The sequence below is a fragment of the Pseudomonas sichuanensis genome, assembly GCF_003231305.1.
Taxonomy (GTDB): domain Bacteria; phylum Pseudomonadota; class Gammaproteobacteria; order Pseudomonadales; family Pseudomonadaceae; genus Aquipseudomonas; species Aquipseudomonas sichuanensis.
Genome location: NZ_QKVM01000068.1, coordinates 1 through 26,619 on the forward strand (window position 1 = coordinate 1; position 26,619 = coordinate 26,619).

The following is a 26,619-nucleotide window of genomic DNA, read 5'->3' on the forward strand; positions in this document are numbered from 1 at the left end:
TAACGACCCTCCCCGATTTCCTGCCAGTTCACGAGCCCCAGATGACCGACTACACCGCCCCTCTGCGCGACATGCACTTCGTCCTCCACGAAGTGTTCCAAGGCCCTGCCCTATGGGCACGCCTGCCCGCCCTGGCCGAGCGGCTCGACGCCGACACCGCCGACGCCATCCTCGAAGAAGCCGCCCGCCTCACCGGCCAGCTGATCGCCCCGCTCAGCCGCACCGGCGACGAACAGGGCGTGCAGTTCGCCAACGGTGAAGTGCGCACCCCCGACGGTTTCCGGGAAGCCTGGCGCACCTACCGCGAGGGCGGCTGGGTCGGCCTGGGCGGTAACCCCGAGCACGGCGGCATGGGCATGCCGAAAATGCTCGGGGTGCTGTTCGAAGAGATGCTGTACGCCGCCGACAGCAGCTTCAGCCTATATTCCGCGCTCACCGCCGGCAGTTGCCTGGCCATCGACGCCCACGCCAGCGAACAGCTCAAGGCCACTTACCTGCCAGCGCTGTACCAAGGCCGCTGGGCCGGCACCATGTGCCTGACCGAGCCCCACGCCGGCACCGACCTGGGGCTGATCCGCACCCGTGCCGAACCCCAGGCCGATGGCAGTTATCAGCTGAGCGGCAGCAAGATCTTCATCACCGGTGGCGAGCAGGACCTCACCGAGAACATCGTCCACCTGGTGCTGGCGCGCCTGCCCGACGCACCGGCCGGCGCCAAGGGCATCTCACTGTTCCTGGTGCCGAAATACCAAGTCGCAGCCGATGGCAGCCTGGGCGCGCGCAACGGCGCCCACTGCGGGTCGATCGAGCACAAGATGGGCATCAAGGCCTCGGCCACCTGCGTGATGAACTTCGACCAGGCCGAGGGGCATCTGGTTGGCGAGGCGAACAAAGGCCTGGCGGCGATGTTCACCATGATGAACTACGAGCGGCTGTCCATCGGCCTGCAGGGCATCGGTTGCGCCGAGGCCTCGTACCAGGCCGCCGCACGCTACGCCAACGAGCGCCTGCAAAGCCGCGCAGCCAGCGGCAGCGACGCCCCCACGCGCAGCGCCGACCCGATCATCGTGCACGGCGATGTGCGGCGCATGCTGCTGACCATGCGCACCCTTACCGAGGGCGGCCGCGCCTTCGCCGTGTACGTCGGGCAACAGCTGGACATCGCCCGCTACGCCGAGGATGCCGGCGAGCGCGAGCGTGCCCAGCGCCAGGTGGCCCTGCTGACGCCAGTGGCCAAGGCATTCTTCACCGACAACGGCCTGGAAAGCTGTGTGCTGGGCCAGCAAGTGTTTGGCGGCCACGGTTACATCCGCGAATGGGGCCAGGAGCAGCGCGTGCGCGACGTGCGCATCGCACAAATCTATGAGGGCACCAACGGTATCCAGGCCCTCGACCTGCTCGGGCGCAAGGTGCTGGGCGACGGTGGCCAGGCCCTGGCTGGTCTGGTGGCCGAGATCCGCGCCTTTTGCGTGGACGCCGCGCTGCATCGCGAGGCGCTGCTGGAGGCACTGGTGCGCCTGGAGCGCGTCAGCCAGTGGCTGCAGGCACAGGCCTGCACGGACGCCAACCTGGTCAGCGCCTCGGCGGTGGAGTACCTGCACCTGTTCGGCTTGACCGCCTATGCCTATATGTGGGCGCGCATGGCCAACGTGGCGCAGGCCCGCCAGGCGCAGGACCCGGCCTTCCATGGCGCCAAGCTCGACTGCGCGGCGTTCTACTTCCAGCGCGTGTTGCCACGTGGCCTGGCCCTGGAAGCCAGCATTCGAGCCGGCAGCACCAGCCTGTATGGGATGGCGGCAGAGCAGTTCTGAAAGCTCGGCCCATCGCGGATCTGCCCCGCGATGGGCTGAAAGCAGATACGAGCCATGCGCAACTACTACGAAATTTCCTACAATTGATAGTCATTCGCCATTAACACGTTCTCGGAAGCCCTCCGCCAAGGGTAGAATGCCCGCAAAACCGGGAGCCGTAATGAATCAGGACCGCCTCACCCCCAGCGAAGACGATGCCATCACCGACGCCGCCGCGCATTGGTGCATGCGCCTGCACGCCGAAGACTGCACGGCGGCGGAACAGGCAGCGTTCAGCCAGTGGCTGGCGGCCGACCTGCGGCACGCGCAGGAATACCAGGCGATGCTGGAGATCTGGCAGACCGCCGACCTGCTGCCGCGCAGCGCCCAGGTGGTGGCGCTCAAACCCCGGCAGGCCGCGGCCCGTAATTGGCGGCCATTGGCCTCGGCGGCGGCCATTGCCCTGCTCGCCCTGCCCCTGGCCGGCTGGGTGGGCTGGGAACAAGGCTGGCTGCCCAACGGCTACCAGCATGTCGAAACTACCGACCAGCTGCGCCAGGTGCGCCTGAGCGACGGCAGCAGCGTCGAACTCAACCTGCACAGCGAACTGCGCTACCTGAACTACAAGGACGAACGCCGCGTTACCCTGATCAAGGGCGAGGCGTTCTTCAAGGTCGTGCACGATAGCAGCCACCCCTTCATCGTCCGTGCCGGCAACGGCCAGACCCGGGTCACCGGTACCCAGTTCAACGTGTGGAAGTATGAAGACCAGGTCAAGGTGACGCTGGTGGAGGGCTCGGTGCTGGTCAGCAACGATGGCAACGCCGGTGGCTACCGGCTTGGCCCGGGCATGCAGGCCAGCTACCACACTGGTGATTTCGAACCGCAGCTGAGCCAGAGCGACGACTCGGGCAACAGCCTGGCCTGGCGCAGTGGCAAGCTGGTGCTGGACAACCTGAGCCTGGCCCAGGCCCTGCCGGTGATCAACCGCTACCTCGACAAGCCACTGCGCCTGGCCGACGACAGCACCGCCAGGATCCGCATCAGCGGCGTCTACAACACCCGCGAAGTGGCGCGCCTGGTCGACACCCTGCCCAAGGTGCTGCCGGTGTACCTCACCCGCAGCAAGGACGGCAGCACCGTCCTCAACCGCATCACCCCGCCGCCAAGCCGCGGCTGAGGGAGGCGTCTAACCCGGCTCCTTGAACATGCGCGATTCTAGTGGGAGCCGGCTTGCCGGCGATGCAGGCAGCGCGTTCTGGCCACCGGCTACGCCGGTGATCGCCGGCAAGCCGGCTCCCACAGGTACAGCACAAGGCTCAAGGTCGACGCGCTGGAGGTGAGAGTCGGCTACGCCGGCGAAAGGGCCGCCGAGCAGCCCTACCCTCTGATCAAACGCACGTCAAAGCGTCATCGCCGCCAACCAGCCAAACGCCAGCAACGGCAGGTTGTAATGGATGAACGTCGGCACCACGGTGTCCCAGATATGGTGGTGCTGGCCATCCACGTTCAACCCCGAGGTCGGCCCCAAGGTTGAATCCGAGGCCGGCGAACCCGCATCGCCCAGGGCCCCGGCGGTACCGACGATGCACACTGTGGCCAGCGGGTCGAAGCCCAGTTGCACGCACAGCGGCACGAAGATCGCCGCCAGGATCGGCACGGTGGAGAACGACGAACCGATGCCCATGGTCACCAGCAACCCCACCAGCAGCATCAGCAACGCGCCGACGCCCTTGCTGTGGTCGATCCACTGCGCCGAGGTCTCGACCAGGGTCTTCACTTCACCGGTGGCCTTCATCACATCGGCAAAGCCGGAGGCGGCGATCATGATGAAGCCGATCATCGCCATCATCTTCATGCCCTCGGTGAACAGATCGTCGGTGTCCTTCCAGCGCACGATGCCCGACAGCGAGAAAATCAAAAAACCCACCATCGCCCCGATGATCATCGAGTCCAGCCACAGCTGGATGACGAATGCCGCACCAATCGCCACACCGGCGACCACCAGGGTCAGCGGGTTGTATTGGACGCTGACCTGCTCGACCTCTTCGATACGCGCCAGGTCGTAGTCGCGCTTCTTGCGATAGCTGAAGAACACTGCCAGCAGCAGGCCAGCGAGCATGCCAGCCGCCGGGATGGCCATGGCGTGGGTGACATTGACCCCGCTCACGTCCACGCCCGCGCGGGCGACGTTGGCCAGCAGGATCTCATTGAGGAAGATGTTGCCAAAGCCCACCGGCAGGAACATGTACGGGGTGATCAGGCCGAAGGTGATCACACAAGCGATCAGCCGGCGGTCGATGCGCAGGCGCGTCAGTACATATAAAAGCGGTGGCACCAGCAACGGAATGAAGGCGATGTGAATCGGCAGGATGTTCTGCGACGAAACCGCCACCACCAGCATCAGCCCGATCAGCAGCCATTTGACCTTGCCGCCATCGGCATGCCCCTGGCGGTCGATCATCGCCAGGGCGCGATCGGCCAGGGCATGGGCCAGGCCCGACTTGGCGATGGCCACGGCGAAGGCGCCGAGCAGCGCATACGACAACGCCACCGTGGCACCGCCACCCAGGCCACCGTTGAAGGCCTTGAGCGTGCCCTCGATACCCAGGCCACCGACCAGGCCACCGGCCAGGGCGCCGATGATCAGCGCGATGACCACATGCACGCGGGACAGGCTCAGGATCAGCATGAGCCCGACCGCGGCAATCACTGCATTCATGGTGTGCAAACCTCTTTACGACAGACAAAAAGCGAGCGTTCCGGCGACAGCTGCGCGCAGGCAGTGGCCGGACCAGGGATGTTGTTATGAAGGGCGCACACTCTGAAGCACCGCCAGGCAGAAGTCAAAAGCGTCTGCTCCGCGCACCTTGTCGGATATAGACGAAGGTCGGAGGATTAAATTGAACGTTTGAATAAAGAAAAATCCTACGCCGCCGACACAGCATGCAGCATCAAACCTATTAGAAGGGATTTGCCCCCATGCCTGCGCTGCGACAACTCTCCATCCAATGGAAGATCACCCTGCTGGCCGGCCTGTGCCTGGCCAGTATCGTCACCCTGCTGGTCGGCCTTTCGCTGTACCGCATGGACCACAGTTCCGACCTGGTCAAGGCCAGCAGCATGCACATGCTCAGCGAAGCGGCGCAGTCGCGCATCGAATCGCAAGGTGAAGTGCAGGCCCTGAACATCCGCCGCCAGTTCATGGACGCCTACCAGTACGGCGCTGGTTTTGCCCGCCAGGTGCTGTTCCTGCGCGAACAGGCGGAAAAACGTTTCCTCGACGCCTACGACCTGCGCCAGGACATGACCGCCCAGGTGCGTGCCGCGCTGCAGGCCAACCCTGACCTGCTCGGCCTGTCGCTGGTGTTCGAGCCCGGCGCACTGGACGGCAAGGACAAGCTGTTCGCCGGCCAGGCGGAACTGGGCAGCAACGAGACCGGCCGCTTCGCCCTGTACTGGTCGCAACCGCGCGCTGGCCAGCTGACCTCGATGGCACTGCCCGAGCACGACATGGCCAACACCGAAGTCGGCCCCAGCGGCCAGCCGGCCAACACCTGGTGGGTATGCCCACGCAGCACCGGCGCGGTGTGCGTGGTCGAGCCTTACTTCTACGACATCGACGGCCAGCGCGTGCTGATGACCAGCATCGTGTTCCCGCTCAAGAGCAACGGCAAGGTGATCGCCACCCTGTCCATCGACATCAACCTCAACAGCCTGCAGGCCCTGAGCGAGTCGGCCAGCCGTGGCCTGTACGAAGGCCGCACCACGGTCGGCATCCTCAGCCCGGTCGGCTTGCTGGCCGGCTACAGCGCCGATGCCGGCAAGCTGGCCCAGCGCCTGGACCAGGTCGACACCGCGCAAGGCGCTGAGCTGGTGCGCAAGCTGGCCGAAGGCAAGTTGCAGATCCTGCATGGTGCGCAGCGCCTGAAAGTGCTGGCCGCCTTCGAGCCGATCCCCGGTGGCAAGCCGTGGGGCGTGCTGCTGGACGTACCGGAAAGCGCCCTGACCGGCCCGGCCGAAACGCTCAAGCAGGAGCTCGACGCCCTCAACACCAGCGGCACCCTGCTGGAACTGGGCCTGGGCCTGGCCGCCGCCATCGCCGGCCTGCTGCTGGTGTGGCTGATGGCCCGCACCGTGACCAAGCCGATCCTCGGCGTGGCCGCCATGCTCAAGGACATCGCCAGCGGCGAAGGCGACCTGACCCGCCGCCTGCAATACGACAAGCGCGACGAGCTGGGCGAGCTGGCCGGCTGGTTCAACCGCTTCCTCGACAAGCTGCAACCGACCATCGCCGAAGTGAAGCGCTCGGTGCAGGCCGCCCGCGGCACCGCCGACCAGTCTGCGGCCATCGCTACGCAGACCAGCGCCGGCATGGAGCAGCAGTACCGCCAGGTGGACCAGGTGGCCACCGCCTCCCACGAGATGAGCGCCACCGCCCAGGACGTCGCCCGCAGCGCGGCCCAGGCCGCCCAGGCCGCCCGCGACGCCGATCAGGCCACCCGCGAAGGCCTGGCGGTGATCGACCGCACCACCACCAGCATCGACACCCTGGCCGCCGACATGAGCAGCGCCATGGCCGAAGTCGAAGGCCTGGCGCAGAACAGCGAGAAGATCGGTTCGGTACTGGAAGTGATCCGCTCGATCGCCGAGCAGACCAACCTGCTGGCGCTCAACGCCGCCATCGAAGCGGCCCGTGCCGGTGAAGCCGGGCGTGGTTTTGCGGTGGTCGCCGATGAAGTGCGCAACCTCGCCCGCCGCACCCAGGAGTCGGTGGAAGAGACCCGCCAGGTGATCGAGGCGCTACAGGCCGGTACCCGCGATGTGGTCGGCGCCATGAACAGCAGCCACCGCCAGGCCCAGGGCGGTGTCGAGCAGGTCGGCCAGGCGGCCACCGCCTTGCAGCGCATCGGCCAGGCGGTGACGGTGATCACCGACATGAACCTGCAGATCGCCAGCGCTGCCGAAGAGCAGAGCGCGGTGGCCGAAGAGATCAACAGCAACGTCGCTACCATCCGCGACGTCACCGAGTCGCTGTCGGGCCAGGCCAACGAATCGGCACGGGTCAGCCAGTCGCTGAACAGCCTGGCCAACCAGCAGCAGGGGTTGATGGATCAATTCCGGGTGTAAGCCCAAGGTGTGCGGGCGCACCTTGCTGCGCCCGCAGGCCGGTTCCATGCTACAACTCAACCTTTCCAGTTTGGCCACTGGCCAGAATGGTATCGAGCAGCGCCACGGCCCCCTCGGCTAGAGTGTCCCCACCCCTTCTACAGCGCCCGCTTCCAGGCCGTTGTTGATGCCCTCCTGCCAGCGCTTCACGTCATTCGGAACCTGTTCGCTGCGAACGATGCACTTCCATTCGATCCGGCCCGTCCCGGAAACGAGGGCATGTCCCTTCCAGTCCGGGTATCGCAGCGTATTGGTCAGGCGCACCGCCTTGCCCGGGTCCCAGCCCCCCAGCTCAGGGCTGCTGCCTACCACGTAGACACTCTCACCCACTGCGGTCTTGCCGTTGTTGCAGGAGAACGCGACGATGCGCCACGGTTGCCGGTCTGCCGTGTACCAGAGCCTGATGACGCGCTGCTGCGACGCGCCTTGCTGGGGATCGCTGGTTTCCTTGATCTGCTGCACGCGTTCGAACCCTGGAGGCACCGCATCCAGTTCCTCACCCAGCGCCAGCAGCAAACTGCCCTTGTCCCCCTGCGTAAGGCTGATCAGCCGGCCATCGTCCCGAGGCGAGAAAGACACGGGCGAATCCGCGCGGATGCCTGCCCGCAGGCGCTGCCGGATCAGTTCCCGGATCAGCGCGCCTCGCGGCCAGGCATACATGTCCGGCCAATAGACGGTTGGAGTACCCGGTGTACTGAGGATGTAGGCATATGCCTGGTCGCGACGCTCCTCGGCCAGTGCCCAATGGTGCTGACCGGCATACAGGCCCGGCGAGTAACCTGTGTCATGGTTGTCGACGAAGGTCACGGCAGCTGCCCGCCATGAGGCCATGGGGTTACCGTTGAGCCCATCACGCCAATCGCTCAGGCCACCGTTCTGCATCCGGTCCTTGAGGGCAAAATCGAATACCGCGCAGCCCGAGGCGTCGGACCAGGACTTGAGCAGGTCCTGGCCGTTGGGCTCCTTCCACAGCTCGCCGACGCAAAAACGGTTATCACCGAAAACGCCCATCCAGTGCATGACATGCTCGGCGCTGTAGCCTCTGACATAGTCGAAACGCAAGCCATCGGCGTAGTAGTTGTCACGCAGGTCCGTGAACGCTCTGTCGAAGGCCCCGACGACTTCGTCATCGGCAAGGTTCAGGTCGGCGTCCCCGGCCATGAAGGGATCGCCATCATCCTTTCCGGCAGCGGCCTTGCACCACTGCTCAGGTTTGCCTTGGCCGCCCGCTCCCAGGCTGTCGCAGCTACCGGCCTTGTGGTTGGGCACCACGTCATACACGACCTTGACGCCCGAAGCCCGCAAGGCCTTGGCGGCCTGCTTCAACTGCGCATCCGTGCCGTACCGGCTGTTCTTGTCGAAGTCACGCCAGAAGTACCCTTCCCCACCGCCGGATGTCCCCTTCTGCGGGTCCGACCATTGCGAGTCATCCCGCCACGGCGGCGGCATCCAGATCAGGGTGAAGCCATCCTCGGCGATCTGCCGGGCTTGCCCTTCGAGCCTGGCGTACCAGCCCGGCGCGGGTTCGCGGCTGGAGTTCCAGTGAAAGCCCTGCAACAGGATCTCCCGCCCCGAGCCGTTGCGCACATCCGCCTGCGCAGCAACTACCAGGTTGGCGGCGAGCCAAGCCATACCGACGACGCGGATGACGCCCTTGATAGCCATGTGCACCTCCCGGCGTGTCTGCACGCCAGCTCGATCACCTCCGAGCCTAGGGAAAGTGCACCCGTTGCACTACTGGCAGAAATGACAGGTCAGCCGCCTCAAGACTGCGCATGGCTCACAGCTCATCCCTTGGCGAATGGAAACGGCCACCGCCGAGCAGGCGGTCGAGCAATACCAGCGCGCCATGCACGTCTGGCCGATGCCCCGTGGGAAGCACATCGCTGTCCGGCAGCGTTGCGTCCTGATAACCCGAGGCCGAGACCAGCAGGTGCATCTGCTCGCCGTCCAGGTAGATGTGATGCTGCTCGATGGCATACGACTGGATCAGCACCAGAGCCCCCGCCACCAAGGGCGTCGCGCAGGACGCACCCGCATAGAGGGCTCGTCTACACTTGCCCGCACCCGAGTCAGACACCCAGAGGCGTCGATGAACAAGCTCCCTGTCCTGATGGCCGGTCTGCTCCTGGCCTTCGGCCTGGCCACCGCCGACTCCGCCGCTTCGACCGAACGCGCGGCCCCGATCCACTTCGGCGCCATCGGTTGGGAAAGCGGCGCACTCACCACCGAGATCCTGCGGCTGATCGTCGAACGTGGTTACGGCTACCCAACCGACACCCTGCCCGGCACCTCGGTGAGCATGGAAGTGGCACTGGCACGCAACGACCTGCAGGTGATCGCCGAGGAATGGGCCGGGCGCAGCCCCGCCTGGGTCAAGGCCGAGCAGGCCGGCCAGGTGTTCGCATTGGGCGATACGGTGAAGAACGCCGAGGAAGGCTGGTGGGTGCCGGCCTACGTGATAAAAGGCGACCCCTCACGTGGCCTGAAGCCGTTGGCCCCGGACCTGCGCAATGTTGCCGACCTCAAGCGCTACCCGCAGGTGTTTCGCGACCCCGAAGTGCCCGACAAAGGCCGTTTCCTCAACAGCCCCAGCGGCTGGACCTCCGAAACAGTCAACAGCCAGAAGCTCAAGGCCTATGGCCTGGACACCCTGTACAACAACTTTCGCAGCGGCACCGGCGCAGCCCTCGACGCCGAGATCGCCTCGGCGATCCGCCGCGGCCAGCCGGTGCTGTTCTACTACTGGAGCCCCACCCCGCTGATCGGCCGTTATGAACTCGTGCGCCTGGAAGAACCGGCATTCGATGCGGCGGCCTGGGCCACCCTCACCGATGCCAACAACCCCAACCCGCAAGGCAGCCGCTCGCTGCCGGCCAAGTTGTCGATCGGCGTCTCCAAGGCCTTCCATGACCAGTACCCCGACCTGGTGGCCGTGTTCGAAAAAGTCGAGCTGCCCATCGACACCCTGAACAAAACACTCGCCCACATGAGCGAAACCCGCCAGAAACCAGCTGAGGCGGCCCTCACCTTCCTGCGCGAACACCCCGAGGTATGGAAGGCCTGGCTGCCCGCCGACAAGGCCGCCAAGGTCGGGGCCGGCCTGTGAGCGGCGGCTTCCCCGAAGCCCTGCAATACTCCTTCGCGCCCTCGGTCAACCGCCTGGTCGACTGGCTGGTGCTGCACTACGGCGACCAGTTGCGCGGCGTCTCCGAGCAGTTGCTGCAACTGCTGGTCGGCCTGGAAAGCCTGCTGCGCCTGCTGCCCTGGTGGCTGCTGTTGCTGCTGGTCGGGCTGCTGGCCTGGCACGCCAGCCGCAGCCTGCTGCGCGCCGTGGCCCTGTCCGGGCTGCTGGCGCTGATCGGCGTGCTGGGGCTGTGGGACAAGCTGCTGCAGACCCTCGCCCTGGTACTGGTGAGCACCGGCCTGTGCGTGCTGATCGGCGTGCCGCTGGGCATCCTGCTGGCTACCCGCCCGCTGGCCCGGCGCCTGCTGCTGCCGGTGCTCGACGTCATGCAGACCCTGCCCGCCTTCGTCTACCTGATCCCGGTGTTGATGCTGTTCGGCCTGGGCAAGGTGCCGGCGGTGTTCGCCACCCTGATCTACGCCCTGCCGCCGCTGGTGCGCCTGACCCAGCTGGGCCTGGCACAGATCGACCCGTCATTGCTGCAGGCCGCCCACGGCCTGGGCGCCGGCCGCTGGCAGCGCTTGCGGCGCATCGCCCTGCCGCTGGCGCTGCCGAGCATCATGGCCGGGCTCAACCAGTCGGTGATGATGGCGCTGTCGATGGTGGTGGTGGCCTCGATGATCGGCGCCCGCGGGCTGGGCGAGGACGTGCTGGCCGGCATCCAGACGCTGAACGTCGGCCAGGGCGTCGAGGCGGGCCTGGCGATCGTCGCCCTGGCGATGGTGATCGACCGGATCAGTCAGGCGTATGGGCGCGCTGGGCGTTGAGGCCGCTATTGCAGTATCGTGCCCTCTGCTCATTGCCCTGTACCCCCGGAGTTCCCGCGTGTCCCTCAAAGCCCTGCGCACCCTGGTGACCATCGCCCGCCACGGCACCTTCGCCCGCGCCGCCGACCTGCTCAGCCTCACGCCCTCGGCGGTGAGCCTGCACATCAAGACCCTGGAAGACGAACTGCAGGTCACCCTGTTCGACCGCAGCCGCCGGCAAGTCGTGCTGACCGAGGCCGGGCAACTGGCCGTGGCCCGTGCCGAGAGCATCCTCGGCGCCTATGACGAACTGGCCGACACTCTCGCCAGCGGCCCCAGCCTGCGTGGCCGCCTGCGCATCGGCGCGATCCACACCGTTCTGGCACGGCGCCTGCCGCGGGCCTTGGTGTGGATCAAGGCGCACCATCCGCAGCTGCATATCAGCGTGGTCTCGGGCATGTCGGCAGAGCTGGCCCGACGCGTCGAAGACGGCGAACTGGATGCGGCGATCACCACCGAGCCGGTCAGCCCCTACCCGCAGAGCCTGCAGTTCACCCCGCTGTTCGAGGACCGCTTCTGGGCCATCGCCAGCCCCGAGCTTGCTGGGCAAAGCGTGCCGGCGCTGCTCGCCAGCCAGCCGTTCCTGCGCTTCGACAAGCGCGCCTGGGCTGGCCGGCAGATCGAACAGGAACTGCGCCGCCAGCGCCTGCAGGTCAGCGAGCAGATGGAACTGGACAGCCAGGAGGCCCTGGCACGCATGGCGGCCATGGGCCTGGGGGTGGCGATCATCCCCATGAGCGACGACGACCTCGAACGCCTCCCGCCGGCCAGTGTGCAGCCGTTTGGCGAACCACAGCTGACCCGGCGCGTGGTGTTGCTGGAGCATGAAAAGAGCCAGCGGCGGCATTTGAGTGCGGTGTTGAAGACAGCCCTGGAGGTTTGAGCGAGGCGTAATGGGCTTGCCCCTTGATCGTGCCAGGCCCCGTGCGAGTCAATCGCGGGGCAAGCCCGCTCCCACAGGGGTCATGCATTCCCCAGGATTGCACAGTACCTGTGGGAGCGGCGGTTCGCCGCCGCGATTTACCCGCGAAGATGACACCTCGGTGCCTGGCACGGGCTATGCCCGTGTTCGCGGGTGAACCCGCTCCCACAGAGCTCGCGGAATAGCTCCCACGCCGTAAGGATTGATGCAGTTTTTCTCAACAGTCACTGCAGAAAACAACGTTTTTTCTGCTCACTCCCCTCCGCTACCCTGTGCCGGTACCCGACCACGGATTGCCGACCATGCTCCACCTGCTGCTGACCACCCTCGTCCCGATCATCCTGCTTATCGCCCTGGGCACCTGGCTGCGGGTGCGCGGCTTTCTCGCCGAAACCTTCTGGCCCGGCGCCGAGCGCCTGAGCTACTACGTGCTGCTGCCGTCGCTGTTCTTGCACGGCCTGGCCACCGCCAACCTCGACGGCGTGCCGGTACTGGGCATGGTCGGCGTACTGATGCTCTCGACGCTGCTCGGCGCCCTGCTCCTGGTGCTGTACCAGGGTGCAGCCAGCCATGACGGCGCCGACTTCACCTCGGTGTTCCAGGGCGGCGTGCGCTTCAACAACTACATTGGCGCCACCTTGGCCGCCGGGATCTACGGCAGTGCCGGGATCGCCCTGGCGGCGGTGGCCAACGCCGCCATCGTACCGCTGGTGAACCTGCTCTGTGTGCTGGTATTTGCTCGGTTCAGCGCCCGCCACAGCTCGCCGGCCACGGTGCTCAAGGCGATCTTCGCCAACCCTTTGATCGTCGGCTGCGCCGGTGGCCTGCTGCTGCGGGTGAGTGGCCTGGGTTTGCCGGCGGGGCTGGAGCCGACCGTCAAGGCGCTCGGCCAGGCCGCCCTGCCGCTGGGCCTGCTGTGCGTCGGCGCGGCCCTTGGCGGCGCCCACCTGGGCCAGCAGGTGAAGCCGTTGCTGGCGGCCTCGCTGTTCAAGTTCCTGGTCATGCCGCTGACCACCTGGGGCCTGTGCCGGCTGCTCGGCCTCGGCGGCCAGGCGGCGGTGGTGGCGGTGCTGTTCCAGGCCCTGCCGACCGCCTCGTCGTCCTATGTGATGGCCCGGCAGATGGGCGGCAACGCCCCGCTGATGGCCACCATCATCGCCCTGCAGACCATGGCCGCCGCCCTCACCCTGCCGCTGGTGCTGAGCCTGACGCTGAGTTGAATCCGCCCGGCTAGACTGTGATCAGCCCCACCACTCGGAACCTCGACCATGCGCCTTTCGTGGATGCTGTTCGGCTTGTCGCTGACCCTGCTTGCAGGCCCGCTCACCGCCGCCGACAGCCAGAAGGCCGCCGTCGCCGAAGACAAGGCGCAAGTGCTGGAGGAAAAGGTGGTGGAGGACGCGCCGCCACCGAAAAAAGCCGAAACCATCACCCCCACCGAAGTGCAGGCGGTCGACCCGGCCGGCCAAGCCCCGATGGACGACAGCATCACCTGCCTGGCCCGCACCATCTACTGGGAAGCCAAGGGCGCCGACAGCGAGGACATGAGCGCGGTGGCCAGCGTGGTGCTCAACCGCCTGGGCCATGACGGTTTCCCCAACACCATCTGCGCCGTGGTCAAGCAAGGGGTGGAGAGCAAGAGCTGCCAGTTCTCCTGGTGGTGCGACGGGCGCCCCGACCAGGTGGAAGAAGAGGAACGTTACGCGGTGGCCAAGGAGATCGCGCGCAAAGCCCTGAACCAGCAGCTCAAGGACCCTACGGACGGTGCGCTGTACTTCCATGACCGCACCGTGCATCCCGACTGGGCCAAGACTTACCGCAAGACGGCACAAACCACCCATTTCCTGTTCTACAAGCCGAACCAGGCGCTCGCGCGTTGAGGGCGCGGCGCTCATGGATTGCACTTTTGCGCAGGCAGGCGGTCTACCCACCCTTGCACCGCACCACATCGAATGACCAAGGGTTCACAGCCCTGCACATCGCTGGGCCAAAAGCCCTGCGCTTGTGTAGGATGGGCAGCGCACAAGCAGACGCTGCCAGTACAGGGAGATCCACATGCGCGTCCCATCCGTTGCCTGCTTCTTCGGCCTGTCGCTGGGCCTGCTCGCCTCGACCGGCGCCCAGGCCATCAGCGGCGAAGAAGCGCAACTGATCGAAACGATCAACGTCTACCGCAGCCAGCCCCAGCACTGTGGCGGCGGGGCCTCGCTGGAGTTGCCGCCGCTCAATAGCGACACCCGCCTGGCGCTTTCGCCCGAAGGCACCCGCGACTTGCAGCAGGCCATGAGCCGCGCCGCCTACCCCATGGTCAACGTGCAGGCCATCAGCCTGTCCGGGCCGCGCGATGCTAAAGCGGCGATGAAGGCCATCGAAGAGAGCTTCTGCCAAGTGGTGCTCGACCCGCAGTTCATCGACATCGGCGTCAGCCAGGAGGGCCGCGACTGGCGCATCGTGCTCGCCCGGCCGCTGCTCAGCGGGCGCCTGGGCGACTGGCAGGCCGAGGGGCAGAAGCTGTTGCAGGCGATCAACGCCGCACGCGGCGTACCACGCCAGTGCGGTGGCCAGCCCTTCCCCGCCGCACCCGCCTTGAGCTGGAACACGGTGCTGGCCGGCGTCGCCGCCAACCACTCGCGCAACATGGCCAACCAGAACTTCTTCGATCACATCGACCAAGACGACCGCACCCCGGGCGACCGCGCCGAACTGGCCGGCTACAGCTACCAGCAGATTGGCGAGAACATCGCCGCCGGGAGCGATACCGCACGCAAGGTGGTCGATGGCTGGCTGGCCAGCCCCGGGCATTGCTCCACCCTGATGAACCCGGACTTCCGCGACCTGGGCGCGGCCTACGCGGTCGACCCGAAAAGCGATGCGGGGATCTACTGGACCGGGTTGTTCGGTGCGCCGCAAAAAGACTAGATCGGCCAGCCCGCCTTGCCGTCTCGGCCAAAGTAGACCGTCGGCGAAACCCCCAGCGTGCGCCGGAACATCGCGGTGAACGCGCTGGGGCTGTCGTAGCCCTGGTCCAGCGCCACCTCCAGCACCGAATGCCCGGCCGCCAGCGCATCCAGCCCGGCCAGCAGGCGCATGCGCCGCAGCCACTGCACCAGGCTCAGGCCCGTCTCGCGCTGGAAGGCGCGGGTCAGGGTGCGGGCATTGAGCCCACTGTGCGCCGCTGCCCGGGCCAGGCTCCAGTCCTCTGCCGGGGCCAGCCGCAGCGCCTCGCACAGCGCCTGCAAGGCCGGCGAGCGTGGGCTGGGCACATGCAGCGCGGCCACCGGCAACACGCGGATCTCGTCGAGGATCAGTTGCATGATCCGCGCTTCGCACCCATGGGGCGGGTGATCGGGCGCTATGTCCATGGCCCGGATGATCAGCTCGCGCAGCAGCGGCGAGATTTCGATCACCTGGCACTGGCGCGGCAGGTCCGGACGCGCATCAGCGTCGACGAACAGGGTGCGCATGCGCACCGCGCCGGCCATCCTCAACTCATGCTCGCTCGTCGCCGGCACCCACACCCCACGCCCGGGCGGCACCACCCAGCTGCCCTCCTGGGCAGTGACCGTGATCACGCCGCTGATGGCGTGGATCAGCTGCGCGCGGTCGTGGCAATGCGCAGCGATGTGCTCGCCGTGGCGGTAGTTCTCGGCGAGCGGGAGGATGATCGGGCGGGGCATGGGGGTGTTCCGCTGTCGGGGGATGTCCATAGGGGAATTTCACTGGCTTGCATGAAGTGGCGCACGCAGTGCGATGGGTAAACGAGCTATCAACGACTGCGCAACAGCAACGCCGCCAGCGCGCACCCCAGCAACGCCACGCAAGCCAGGAAGAACGCATCCGAGTATGCCATCAGGTACGCCTGCTCGCGCACGCTGCGGTCGATCAGCGCCAGGGTCTGCATCACCTCGGGCGACTGCGGGTCGACCATCCCGCCCGGCAGCCGCTGCTGCAACGCGCCGTCGAACAGCGTCAGCCCTTCGCCGATGCGCACCGAGTGGAAGCGTTCGCGCTGCGACACCAGTTGCGTCAACAAGGCCGTGCCCAAGGCACCACCGAGGTTGCGCAGCATCGAGATCAACGCCGAGGCCGAGCCGGCCTGGGCCTTGTCCAGGCCTTTGACCGCCAGTACCGACAACGCCACCATGATCAGCGGCTGGCCGATACCGCGCACCACGGTGGAGGGAATGATCACATTGCTGCCCGCGTCCACCGTCAGTTGCGCGCCCAGCCAGCAGCCCAGGGCCATGATGGCGAAACCGCTGGCCACCAGCAGCTTGGCATTGAGCCAGCGCATCAGGCGCGGCAGCAGCGGCGCCAGCAGAAGCTGCACCAGGCCATAGGCGATCAGGCTCTTGCCGACTTCGCTGGCGCTGTAGCCCTGCACCAGCGACAGGTAGTTGGGCACCAGGAACACCAGGCCGAAGGTCGCCGCACCGAACACCGCCATGGCCAGGCTGGCGACGCCGAAGTTGTAGCCGCCCAACAGCCGCAGGTTGATGAACGGACGCGCGCCCCACAGCTGGCGCTGGATGAAAAACGCCAACGCAAACCCGGCGACCAGGCTGAAGGTGATGATGAAGGGCGAATCGAACCAATCCTTGCGCCCCCCCTCCTCCAACACGATCTGCAGCGCGCCCAGACCCAGTGCCATGGCGGCGATGCCGAGCCAGTCGGCCTTGCGCAACGCGCCATGGTCACCGGCCTGACGCCTGATCGACCAGGCCACCGCCGCCAGCAGGGCGATACCCGGCGGCAATTGCAACAGGAAGATCCAGCGCCAGGAGTACAGGTCGGTGAGCCAGCCGCCGATCGACGGCCCGGCAGCCTGGGCCACGCTGTTGGCCAGGCTGAACAGCGCCATGCCCAGGGGCAGGCGGCTGGCCGGCAGTTCGGTGATGATCAGTTGCATCGACAGCGGGATCAGCACCGCGCCGGAGGCCCCCTGGATCACCCGCAAGCTGATCATTGCCGCAAGGCTTGGGGCCAGGGCGCAGCTGACCGAGCTGGCCAGGAACACCATGGAGCCCACCAGCATCACCCGGCGCAGCGAAAACACCTGCACCAGCCAGGCGGTCAGCGGGATCATGCTGATCTCGGCCACCAGGTAGGCGGTGGAAATCCACGAACCTTCCTCGAAGCTGGCCCCCAGCGCCCCCTCGATTTCCGGCAACGCGGCGCTGGTGACATGTACGTTCATGCCAGCCATGAAACAGCCGAACAGGCCACCGACGACCGCCACCCAAGCGCGCAGGGAAACCTTTTCTTCAGCGTTCATCGGGTATCCACCGTGGCGATCACCGACATGCCCGGCAGCAGCCGGGGGGCGTCGCCAGGCGACGGCTCAAGCTGTATGCGCACCGGGAAGCGCTGGACGATCTTGGTGAAGTTACCGGTGGCATTGTCCGGTGGCAGCAGCGCGAACACCGCGCCCGAACCAGGCGAAACACTGTCGACGGTGCCGCGCCAGCGCTGGCCGAAAGTATCGATTTCGAGGCTGACCACCTGCCCGGGGCGCAGCCGCGCCAGCTGGGTTTCCTTGAAGTTGGCCACCACATAGGCCTGCGCCACCGGCACCACCGCCAACAGTGGCAGGCCAGGGGTGACGTACTGCTGCTGGCGCACCTTGCGCTGGCCGACCACGCCATCGAAAGGCGCGCGGATCTCGGTATCGGCCAGTGCGCTACGGGCCAGGGCAGCTTCGGCGCGGGCCTGTTCCAGGTCGGCCTGGCGCTGCTGCAATTCGGCCTGCAACTGTCGGCCCTGCTGGGCCAGCACGACCTTGCGCGCATGCTGCCGGGCCAGCTCGGCAGCGGCCGCACGCTGCAGCGCGCTGGCCTGGATACGCGTGGCGCGGGCCTGCTCGGTGCGTTGCACACTGACCGCCTGGGACGCGGCCAGGCGCTGGTAACGCCGCCAGTCGGCCTCGGCGCGCTGGGCTTCGCCGCGGCTACCGAGCTGTTCGGCGGCGGCACGGGCGATCACCTGTACCTGCTCGTCCTGTTCAGCGGCGAAGGTGTGCAGGCGCATGCGCTGCACCTGCACCGCCGCCTCGCTCACCGCCAGGCGTGCTTGCGCCTGGCGCAGGCGCTCGCGAAAATCGCGCGGGTCCAGGCGCACCAGCAGATCGCCGGCCTTGACCTGCGCGTTGTCGGCCACCAGCACGTCGGCCACGTAGCCGCTGACCCGGGCACTGACCGGCGCCCAGTCGGCGCGCACATAGGCGTCGTCGGTCTGCTGCAGAAAACGTGCGTCCAGCCACCAGTACGCGCCGTAGCCGAGTAGCGCCAGCCCCAGACCGCCGCACAGGCCCAGGCGCAGCCAGCGTTGCCGCCGGTGCTGCCGTTCGAGGACGTGTTGTGGGTCTGGGCTGACCGCCTGGTTCATGATTGGGCTCCATCCGTTTTGGGGGAGCGCCAGCGTAAGGAATCCGCGCTTGTCGTTCGCACGCGAATCGGCAACCTATCGTCGCAAAATGGACAGCATTGCCGAACGCGTGGGAGCGGCGCTGCGCCGCTGAGACTTGCCCCGCGACAAGCCGGCCATCAGCCCCCTAGAAACGCCACGATCTGCTCTGCCGCCATCGCCGGATCTTCCTGCATGAAACAATGCCCACCCGCCACCTGCTGCGCACTCACCTGGCTGTTCAGCCTGGCCAGACGCTGTACCGAGTGGGGCACGAACGGATAGGTGTGTTCACCGTAGAGGATGCGCGTGGGTGTGTGGATGGCCACCAGTTGCTGCCACATGCGCGCAGGGAACGAACTGAAGATTTCCACCTCGCGGCTGGGCCTGCACTTGAGCACCACGCCTTCGCCGCAATCGCCGATGGCATGCTCCACATAGGCGTGCAGCGCGGTTTCGCTCCAGCCCTTGAAGATACCGCGCCCCTGCAGCGCGGCCAGCGCGGCCTGACGGTCCGGCCAGTGGCTGCGGCGGGTCGCGGCCTTGCGTGCCAAGGCGTGGCGCCGGTGCAGGCCGACCAACGCGGCAGCGCCCATCACCCCCAGCATGCGCCGGCTGAACAGCACCGGGTCGAGCAGCACCGCGCGCAGGAACAGCTGCGGCTGGCCGGCCAGGATCAGGCCGGTGAGCACCCCGCCGAAACTGTGGCCGACGGCAAAGCGAGGCACATCGCCGTACTCGCCGCGCCCCGCCTCGAACGCTTCCACCGCCAGCGCCGCCGCACGGTTCCAGCCAACGAAGTTGCCGCCGTGATCACTGTCGCCATGGCCCTGCACATCGCTCAGCCACAGGTCGAAGTGCTCCGCCAGGCGCAGCAGCATGGGCTGGTAGGCCAGGCAGCAGAAGCCGTTACCGTGCAGGAAATGCAGCAATGGCCGGCCACTGGGCGGCATGCGCCAGCCGCGCAGGGTGAAGCCTTCGGCGCATTCATGGGACCAGGGAATCAACTCCATCTATTTACTGCACTCGTCGGTTCTAGGAAAACGACGATTCTACAAACAACAGCGGATACAGCGAAATCACCAGCAGCACGGCCATCAGGACATTGAACAGCACCACCGCACGCGGATTGCGCAACAAGTTGCGCAAGGCGCTGCCGAACATCACCCAGACCCCGACACTGGGCAGGTTGACCAGGCCGAACACGGCGGCGATGACGATCACATTGAATACGTAGCCCTGGGCTGGGGTGTAGGTGGTGATCGCCCCCACCGCCATCACCCAGGCCTTGGGGTTGACCCACTGGAAGGCTGCTGCGCCCCAGAAACCCAGCGGCTTGCGGCTGCCGGCAGTATCACCGGACATCGGCCCGGAGGTGGCGATCTTCCACGCCAGGTACAGCAGATAGGCCGCGCCAGCGTAGCGCAGGATGCTGTACAACGGCGGCCAGGCCTTGAACACCTCGCCCAGCCCCAGGCCCACCGCCAGCACCATCACCATGAAACCGATGCTGATGCCCAGCGCATGGGGGATGCTGCGGCGCACCCCGAAGTTGACCCCCGAGGCCAGCAACATGGTGTTGTTGGGGCCGGGGGTGATGGAGGAAACGAAGGCGAACAGCACGAAGGCGCTGAGCAGATCGAGCGAGGCAAGCATGGCGGCAGACTTCCGGGTTTCTCGTTATGTGTCGCCACACAGTAGCGGAGCGGTGCGACTACCGACCGGTACAGTTAGGTAAAATTGCATGAATACACTCTACTGAACTGGTCATGTCGCTTCTATGCCCTCGGCCCAGTACGATGACGCCAGCCCACACACAAGGAAGCCCGACCATGAGCCTGACCATTCGCCCTGCCGTACGCAGTGACGCCGCGCAAATCCTCGCCTTCATCACCGAGCTGGCCGACTACGAGCGCGCCCGCCACGAAGTGGTGGCCAGCCTGGCCGATATCGAGCACAGCCTGTTCGACCCAGGCAGCACTGTGCGCAGCCTGATCTGCGAGCGCGAGGGCCAGGCCATCGGTTTTGCCGTGTACTTCTACAGCTACTCCACCTGGCTGGGGCGCAACGGCATCTACCTCGAAGACCTGTACGTCACCCCGCAGCAACGCGGTGACGGCGCCGGGCGCACGCTGTTGCGCCACATTGCCCGGGAAGCACTGGCGAACAACTGCGGGCGTCTTGAATGGAGCGTGCTGGACTGGAACGAGCCGGCGATCGGCTTTTACCAGTCGCTGGGCGCCGAACCGCAGGATGAGTGGATTCGCTATCGCCTGGACGGCGAGCGCCTTCGCCATTTCGCCGAGGGCTGAAACGCCCCCAGGGTCTTAGGGTTTGTACGAAAAGTCGCCGAGCGGCGATCAGGCAAGGCGAAAACAGGCGAGGAACGGCCGAGGTCGCGTTCGACCGGAGTCACGCTCGACTTTACGGGTTGTCAATGAGCATTCCGACCGGACTGGCGCACCGGCCTGTTTTCAACGCAGCATGACCGTCGCGCAGGCACTTTTCGTACAAAGCCTAGTAACTTTTCAACAGCCAGCGTCCAGGGCCAGCGCTTTCCAACTTGCCATGCGCTTGCGCTCGACCAATGCAGTCAATGCTTTACCACTAGGTTCACCTTTGGCCGTAAATTTAACAGGAGCCAGTATAAATAGATTCACTTTTTCATCTTCAGGAATATCTTCTTGATCTCCCTCTTTATTCCAGGGTTTATCCACAACTAAAAGAGCATCTACTGATTCAGGCCAGGATAAATCTGCATAGGCCGGTTCACTTCTCAGCAACAGGCACCCCTCCTGAAGCGGCTCGCACTCAAGCGTCTGTATTCCAAGACGCTCCAACATCTGCACAGGGAAACGCCACGGCCCCTGTGCCGGCCACTCCTTGCGGGGAAGAGGCCAGTCACCCGGCAAGCAGATGAACAATTCTGTCATCGGCACTTTATTATAAAGTCCGGCAGTAAAAAGCAGCTTGTAGTCAACCTTACCGTTGAGCAAGCTGATATGTAATGACGTATCAGGCACCTCAATGGAGGGACTAAATACCGCCGGCAAAACCCAGCCCGCGGTATTGTGCACAAACGTAACAATAGACTGCCCGGCGCCTTCTGCATCGGCAACATCAACGTCCGAGATGCTGCGTCCACCCCGGGCCTCCAGTTGCCTAGCGACGGCCTGCTGATTCCATCCCCGGGCAGCATCTAAAGCGCTGTCGTTATATCGTAAGTGCAGACGATTGATTTCAGCTCCTTTTGTCAGAAGAAGCGCAACCACATGTTCATGCCCTGACAGGGCGGCGGCATACAAAGGAGTGCAAACACTCAGTGGCAGACCATCGACCGCAGCCCCCGCGTTTAGGAGACATGCACAGGTTTCCAGATGGCCTTCACCGGCCGCCAGTTCCAAAGCAGTACTATACCCCGCCCTAATGTATACCCGGTTCGGCTCCAACCCCAACTCAAGCAACAGCTGGCAGACCTCGGTTTGCCCCGCTCGAGCAGCCATGTGTAGCAAGCTTTCTTCTGTCACATCGCCATACCGAGATAATGCAAGCAGATCCGGATACTCTTGCGCGAAGGCAAGCAGCCCTTCTGGCCTACCTTCCTCAACGTCGTCGTAAAGTTGGTCCAGTTTTGTTTCGTGTTTCTCGTAAAGCCGCTGCCAGTCGTCCATTAGATGAAAGTCCCTTGCTGGTATTCCAATCCCATTCGTTTCAATTCTTTCTCCACCGCACTCAGGCCTTTGGCATCGGCCCTCTGTAGTCGCATATAAACTCTCCTGGCGGACTCGACGTTATGGGTTTTACCTCCGTTACGCGCCCAAGTAAAGTTACGCAGATCGGTATTTACGTCAATATTATGCTTAACCATGATAGCCTGCGATTTAAGTATGTAATCTCGATTTTTCTGCTTCCAGTTACGTGGTGCATTTTCCCGAACAATATGATGACGGTGAGGGTTTTTCATACTCTTAGGCGCATGGCCCATTTTCTTTTTGTCCGCCGCACTCAGTCGGCAAATTGCAAGCCCCAACGGGTCTATCCACTCGATGGGGTTCGGAGCATAAGCAAACAGATTGAGGCCGCCAGCATAACTGATCGGGTCCTCACTTATGAATCGGCCGACCCTTGGGTCAAAATAGCGGTATCGATTGTAATGCAGCCCCGTCTCATGGTCATGGTATTGCCCCTGGAAGCGGATCGGGTTGCTCAGGCCATGCTGTTTGGCCCATTCCGAACGCTCTTCTCGAACCACACCCCAGGCGTTGTACTGCCCTGCCCAGGCGATATTGCCATGCTCATCGGTCAGTTCCACCGGCGTACCGAGGTGGTCGCACTGATACCAGGCAATGGCGTCGAACGCCTGCGGCTTCACCTCGGTGTGCCACAGCGGATCATGATCGAAATCGTATTCGCGCTGGCTCCAATCCGGCTGCTTGTGCAGGCGGATCGGGCTGTTGCGCAAGGCCTGAGCCACCGGCACGAAGCTGTCCGGTTCATACAGGTAATGCACCGTGCGCCCGGTGTCGCCTTCATCGAGAGGCGGTGAGCTTTCCCAGGCCAGGGTGTCGCCATCCCAGCCAAACAGGGTGAAACCGCAGCTGAGTTCACGCTGGCGTTTCGCCCGCTCCAGCTGGTTCCAGCCGGTCCCCGCTTCCGGGCGATCCCAGAAATGCGCCACCGAATGTTTGTGCAGGCGACGGCCCAGGGCGTCGTAGCTGTAGTCGACCTTGAGCTTATCGTCGTTGTAGCTGGCCAGACGGTCGAACAGGTCCCAGGTGAAGTGGGCGCGGGCGCCGTTGTGCAGTTGGTGGATCAGGTTGCCGCGTTCGTCGTATTTGTAGTGGGTCCCGGCGTACTCGCGCAGCAGGTTGTCCATCAGCTTGTTGCGACGCGGGTCCGCTTCCAGAGGGCGGTTCAGCTCCTGGGTTTTCTGATCCAGCAGGTTACCCGCCGGGTCGAAGGCGAAAGTCTCCACGCCAAGACGGCTAGTGGCCTGCAACAGGCGGCCGACCGGGTCGTACTGATACTCCAGTTGGCCACGGCGGCTGTCGTGGATATTGGTCAGTTGGCCGGCGGCATCGTAGCGGTACTGACGCTTGAGCAACGTGGACTGGCCGTCATGGCTACCCAGCAGTTGCTCCTGCAAACGGCCGGCCGGGTCCCAGGCCTGAGTCTGCATCAGCTTGTTGCCCTGGTGGCGCACCACCTCGCGGTGCAGGTCGTCGCGCTCGTAGGCCAGCATCTCGTGCTGGTCGAGGGTCATGCCGAGGAGATGCCCGCTGCCATAGGTCAGCCAGCTGACCTTGTGGCCGTCTGGGCGAATGGTCGACACCCGCTGGTTAAGGACGTCGTACTCGTGCTGCCACACCGCGACCATCGGTGTGCCAGTGGCCAAGTAGTGCTGGTGCTCGCGGGTCAGGTTACCGGCCTCGTCGAAAAACCATTGCAGCTTACTGGCGGCGTTCACCGCCTGGATCAGCTGGCCATTGCGATCATAGGCAAAGGTTTCTGTCTGGCTCTGGTCGCCCAGGCAGGCGGTGCGCTCGGCCAGGCGCCCCATGCGGTCGAAACGCAGTTCTATGCGCCGCTGACCAACCTGGGTGCTCGCCAACCGACCGCTGTACGGGTCGTATTGGTAACGAGTCACCAAACCATCGAAACCGGTTTCTTGCAGCAAGCGCCCGACAGGGTCGTAGAGGAAGTCGGCCTTGCTCTCGTTTTCGTTTTCCAGGCGGGTCAAGCGGCCGAGCTTGTCCCAGCGGTAGCGCAAAGTGTGCTCGTTGGCATCGACGCGCTCGGCGAGCAAGCCAGCGACGCTGTAAGTCCAGGTAGTGCAACGGTCGAGGGCGTCGACATGGGCGAGCAAGCGGCCTTCGGCATCGTAGTTGAAGCGTTCCTCGGTCTTGTCTGGATTTATGACCTTGGCCAGTTGCCCTGCCGTGTACTCATAGACGGTCTTGTTACCGGCAGCATCGGCGAACTCAGCCAACTGGCCAAAGGCGTTATACGTCCACAGGCTGGTCTTGCCGGAGCAGTCGGTGTATTCGAGCAGTTGACCTGCGTCGTTGTAGGCAACCTTCTTCTCGTTACCCAGCGCGTCCTTGATCGCCTTGACCAACCCGGCCGGGGTGTAGGCGAACTCGGTCTTGTTGCCCAGCGGATCAACCGTTTCGACCAGGTTGCCGCGCTCGTCATAGTCATGTAGCCACAAGCCACCCTCGGCGTCGCGGATCTTGATCAGTTGGTCTTGATCATCGTAGGCGTAATGCTCAACGCTGTGATCCGGGCGGATATGCTTGAGTAGGTTGCTGCGCTCATCGTAGGCATAGCGGTCCTGGCTGCCGTCGGGGTGAACGTGGCGGATGACGTTCTTGCGCACATCACGGAACAGCCATTCATCCTGACCGTCCGGGTACTTGATGCGGTAGGTGTAACCCTGCTGATCGTAGTAGTGCCAGGTCTCCTGGCCATGGGCATCAGTGACGTAGGTCAGGCGGATGCGCTCATCCCATTCCAGACGCGTTTCATAGCTGCCATCGTCGGCCCATTCGCGGATGGCCTTGGCGTGCGGACCGCTGCCGTCCCATTCGAGGTTGAAGCCACGGTCAGTCCTGTCGGTGTAACGGGTGATCAGGTGATTCTGGTAGGCGTAGCGCCAGGCCGCACCGTGTTCGTCCTGGGCAGCGATCAGATCGCCCTGGTCGTCGTAATGGTAAGCACAGAGCTGACGCAGCGGCTTGCCATCGACCACCTGCCACAGGCCTTGGAGGTGGCCGTGGTCATCGAGCAACGTACCCAGTTGCAGGTGGACTTTGGTCGGGTCGTCATCCTGATAGGTATTGATGTCCGACAGGATCGGCCGGTCGTGGTGACGGTGTTCATAGTGCAGCATCGCCCCCGCGCCGCTGCGCAGTTGGATATGCGTCAGGTAGAAACGGTCGCCATGACGGGCGTAGGTCTCGCGACGGTCCAGGCCACGCAGCAGCACCAGTTGCTGTTCGCCGGTACGCACCAGGGTGAAGTACTCCACCGCGTCATGGTGCGGTTTGCCCTGCTTGGGCAGCGGGTAGCTATGGCTGCGGCCGTCGTAGTCATGGAACACCACGCCCTTGTCGAGTACATCGATGCAAGTGGTGAACTCGGTGATCCAGCGGGCGCCGAGGATCCCCTCATCCAGCTTGTCCAGCCGGGAATTGTAGGTTCGTGTCCATTCGACCGGGAAAGGTCCGGGCAAGTTGAAATCGGTATGCGACAGCGTTTCGCTGCCGAGGGCGAAGCTGATTTGGTTGTTGGTATTGCAGAGCGCTTTGTTCTTGCAGCAGTTCGGCGCGCTTTCCGCCGGCGTCTGGTTCTTGATTGACTCGTTCCGCCCCTCCGCTGACTGGTGCTTGGCCTCGGCGACTTTGTCCTGCTTGACCACCGTGGGCATAGCCTTGGGATTGCGGTGGTGCCACTTCGTACTGCTGTCATGCAGCATCACCAGCAGGCTCTTGATCGAGTCCTTGTTGTCCGCGTTGGCCAGGCTCATCAGTTTGCCGCTCATCTGCGGCGCGAGCTTGCGGAACTGCTGGGTGCTCTTGAGCACGTCGTTCTGCACCGACGTGGGCACGGCGTTGCTCAGCAGCGTGTTGGCTGCGCCCTTGCCCATGGCCGAGTAGGCATTGCTCAGCGCGCCAAAGGCGTTCTCGAAGGCCACCGACGGGTCGGACTTCCAGGTCTCGCTGACCTTCTGCGCCATCTGCGTGGCCTTGTCCAGGTCGCCCTTGCTGTCGAGCTTGCCGAGGATGATCGCGTCGATGGCATCGGCGGTGTTGAGGATCAGCCTCTCGCCGGTCTTGGCGGCATCGCCGAGGATGCTGTCGAGCTGGCCCTGGGCGTCGACCAGGAAGGTGTCCAGCTCACCGAGCAGGTCAGCGTTGAGGTGGCCGACGATGATCTCGACCAGCGCGTCGCCGAGGATCTCCTTGCCCTCCTGGCGAGCCAAGGTCAGCATCGGCCGCAGCCCTTTGCGCGCGGCAGCCATGGTCGGCGGGGCTGGGATCACACCGATGAGGTTAATGCCCAGGCTCACCCAGTCCCACGGGTCGGGCTCCTTGGCACTGGCCAGGCTGACGATATCGCCCACCGCATCCACCAGGGCGATGATGTTGCCGATCACCGGCAACACCTCGGCGGTGTCCTTGAGCCGTTCGAGGTTGACGTACCCGCCGCTGATCTCGCGCAGCCAGGCATCGAACACGGCGGCGCCGCGGCTGACGTCGGCCATGCCGATCTGGTCGAGGGGGACGACCGCCGCCTGGGCTGGACGTGATTTTTCAGAAGTATCGGCGGTCATGACATCAA

At 64.8% G+C, this 26,619-nt stretch carries 20 protein-coding genes and 1 pseudogene; 11 read left to right on the forward strand and 10 right to left on the reverse strand.

The window, feature by feature from the left end; genetic code table 11:
• The first annotated feature begins 41 nt into the window (after nucleotides 1-41).
• Complete coding sequence (locus tag DM373_RS25710; RefSeq protein ID WP_110996231.1) at nucleotides 42-1,811, forward strand: acyl-CoA dehydrogenase C-terminal domain-containing protein; 1,770 nt, start codon at nucleotides 42-44, stop codon at nucleotides 1,809-1,811.
• 160 nt (nucleotides 1,812-1,971) lie between these two features.
• Entirely contained in the window at nucleotides 1,972-2,970 is a 999-nt protein-coding gene (locus tag DM373_RS25715; protein WP_110996232.1) for a FecR family protein, read from the forward strand.
• Nucleotides 2,971-3,192: 222 nt separating this feature from the next.
• Here the strand turns inward: DM373_RS25715 and DM373_RS25720 are convergent, their stop codons facing one another.
• A complete protein-coding gene (locus tag DM373_RS25720; protein WP_110996233.1) occupies nucleotides 3,193-4,512 on the reverse strand; it encodes a Na+/H+ antiporter family protein in 1,320 nt (439 codons plus the stop codon).
• Nucleotides 4,513-5,096: 584 nt separating this feature from the next.
• On the opposite strand from DM373_RS25720, the pseudogene DM373_RS29845 reads away from it, so the two are divergent.
• Nucleotides 5,097-6,062 (forward strand): annotated as a pseudogene (locus DM373_RS29845) (methyl-accepting chemotaxis protein); the annotation flags it as partial.
• Nucleotides 6,063-6,164: 102 nt separating this feature from the next.
• Nucleotides 6,165-6,920: a methyl-accepting chemotaxis protein gene (locus tag DM373_RS29850; protein ID WP_371923751.1), complete on the forward strand. Its 756-nt coding sequence runs from the start codon at nucleotides 6,165-6,167 to the stop codon at nucleotides 6,918-6,920.
• A 117-nt stretch (nucleotides 6,921-7,037) separates the two neighbouring features.
• Here the strand turns inward: DM373_RS29850 and DM373_RS25730 are convergent, their stop codons facing one another.
• Complete coding sequence (locus tag DM373_RS25730; RefSeq protein WP_110996235.1) at nucleotides 7,038-8,624, reverse strand: glucan 1,4-alpha-maltotetraohydrolase domain-containing protein; 1,587 nt, start codon at nucleotides 8,622-8,624, stop codon at nucleotides 7,038-7,040.
• A 115-nt stretch (nucleotides 8,625-8,739) separates the two neighbouring features.
• Entirely contained in the window at nucleotides 8,740-8,955 is a 216-nt protein-coding gene (locus DM373_RS25735) for a hypothetical protein (protein WP_208642831.1), read from the reverse strand.
• A 96-nt stretch (nucleotides 8,956-9,051) separates the two neighbouring features.
• Between DM373_RS25735 and DM373_RS25740 the strand changes: the two genes are divergently transcribed.
• From DM373_RS25740 to DM373_RS25770, 6 genes are all read left to right on the forward strand, one after another.
• Entirely contained in the window at nucleotides 9,052-10,068 is a 1,017-nt protein-coding gene (locus DM373_RS25740; protein WP_110996236.1) for an ABC transporter substrate-binding protein, read from the forward strand.
• A complete protein-coding gene (locus tag DM373_RS25745) occupies nucleotides 10,065-10,913 on the forward strand; it encodes an ABC transporter permease (protein ID WP_110996237.1) in 849 nt (282 codons plus the stop codon). Before DM373_RS25740 ends, DM373_RS25745 begins: the two co-directional genes overlap by 4 nt.
• 58 nt (nucleotides 10,914-10,971) lie before the next feature.
• A complete protein-coding gene (locus tag DM373_RS25750) occupies nucleotides 10,972-11,835 on the forward strand; it encodes a LysR family transcriptional regulator (protein WP_110996238.1) in 864 nt (287 codons plus the stop codon).
• A 341-nt stretch (nucleotides 11,836-12,176) separates the two neighbouring features.
• Entirely contained in the window at nucleotides 12,177-13,094 is a 918-nt protein-coding gene (locus tag DM373_RS25760; protein ID WP_110996239.1) for an AEC family transporter, read from the forward strand.
• Between the two features lie 48 nt (nucleotides 13,095-13,142).
• Complete coding sequence (locus DM373_RS25765; protein ID WP_110996240.1) at nucleotides 13,143-13,754, forward strand: cell wall hydrolase; 612 nt, start codon at nucleotides 13,143-13,145, stop codon at nucleotides 13,752-13,754.
• A gap of 175 nt (nucleotides 13,755-13,929) precedes the next feature.
• A complete protein-coding gene (locus DM373_RS25770; RefSeq protein ID WP_110996241.1) occupies nucleotides 13,930-14,793 on the forward strand; it encodes a CAP domain-containing protein in 864 nt (287 codons plus the stop codon).
• On the opposite strand, the gene DM373_RS25775 is transcribed toward DM373_RS25770, so the two are convergent.
• From DM373_RS25775 to DM373_RS25795, 5 genes are all read right to left on the reverse strand, one after another.
• Nucleotides 14,790-15,551, reverse strand: coding sequence for an AraC family transcriptional regulator (locus tag DM373_RS25775; protein ID WP_110996242.1), 762 nt, complete (start codon nucleotides 15,549-15,551; stop codon nucleotides 14,790-14,792). The two genes, DM373_RS25770 and DM373_RS25775, sit on opposite strands and share 4 nt — an antisense overlap.
• An 89-nt stretch (nucleotides 15,552-15,640) precedes the next feature.
• Entirely contained in the window at nucleotides 15,641-17,149 is a 1,509-nt protein-coding gene (locus DM373_RS25780; protein WP_110996243.1) for an MDR family MFS transporter, read from the reverse strand.
• Complete coding sequence (locus tag DM373_RS25785) at nucleotides 17,146-18,258, reverse strand: HlyD family secretion protein (protein ID WP_110996244.1); 1,113 nt, start codon at nucleotides 18,256-18,258, stop codon at nucleotides 17,146-17,148. The genes DM373_RS25780 and DM373_RS25785 overlap by 4 nt, the downstream gene beginning before the upstream one ends.
• A gap of 158 nt (nucleotides 18,259-18,416) precedes the next feature.
• Nucleotides 18,417-19,289 carry an alpha/beta fold hydrolase gene (locus DM373_RS25790; protein WP_110996245.1) on the reverse strand — a complete coding sequence of 291 codons (873 nt, stop codon included), beginning with the start codon at nucleotides 19,287-19,289 and terminating at the stop codon, nucleotides 18,417-18,419.
• Nucleotides 19,290-19,311: 22 nt separating this feature from the next.
• The gene (locus DM373_RS25795) at nucleotides 19,312-19,932 is read right to left on the reverse strand and encodes a LysE family translocator (RefSeq protein ID WP_110996246.1); all 621 of its coding nucleotides are present in this window, start codon (nucleotides 19,930-19,932) and stop codon (nucleotides 19,312-19,314) included.
• A 176-nt stretch (nucleotides 19,933-20,108) separates the two neighbouring features.
• On the opposite strand from DM373_RS25795, the gene DM373_RS25800 reads away from it, so the two are divergent.
• Nucleotides 20,109-20,588, forward strand: a complete 480-nt coding sequence (locus DM373_RS25800; protein WP_110996247.1) for a GNAT family N-acetyltransferase — start codon at nucleotides 20,109-20,111, stop codon at nucleotides 20,586-20,588.
• 216 nt (nucleotides 20,589-20,804) lie between these two features.
• Here the strand turns inward: DM373_RS25800 and DM373_RS25805 are convergent, their stop codons facing one another.
• Together DM373_RS25805 and DM373_RS25810 are read right to left on the reverse strand one after the other, a co-directional pair.
• A complete protein-coding gene (locus DM373_RS25805) occupies nucleotides 20,805-21,947 on the reverse strand; it encodes an ankyrin repeat domain-containing protein (RefSeq protein ID WP_110996248.1) in 1,143 nt (380 codons plus the stop codon).
• Nucleotides 21,947-26,611 (reverse strand): RHS repeat-associated core domain-containing protein, encoded by a 4,665-nt coding sequence (locus tag DM373_RS25810; protein ID WP_244215136.1) that lies wholly within the window; start codon nucleotides 26,609-26,611, stop codon nucleotides 21,947-21,949. The genes DM373_RS25805 and DM373_RS25810 overlap by 1 nt, the downstream gene beginning before the upstream one ends.
• Between the last annotated feature and the right edge of the window lie 8 nt (nucleotides 26,612-26,619).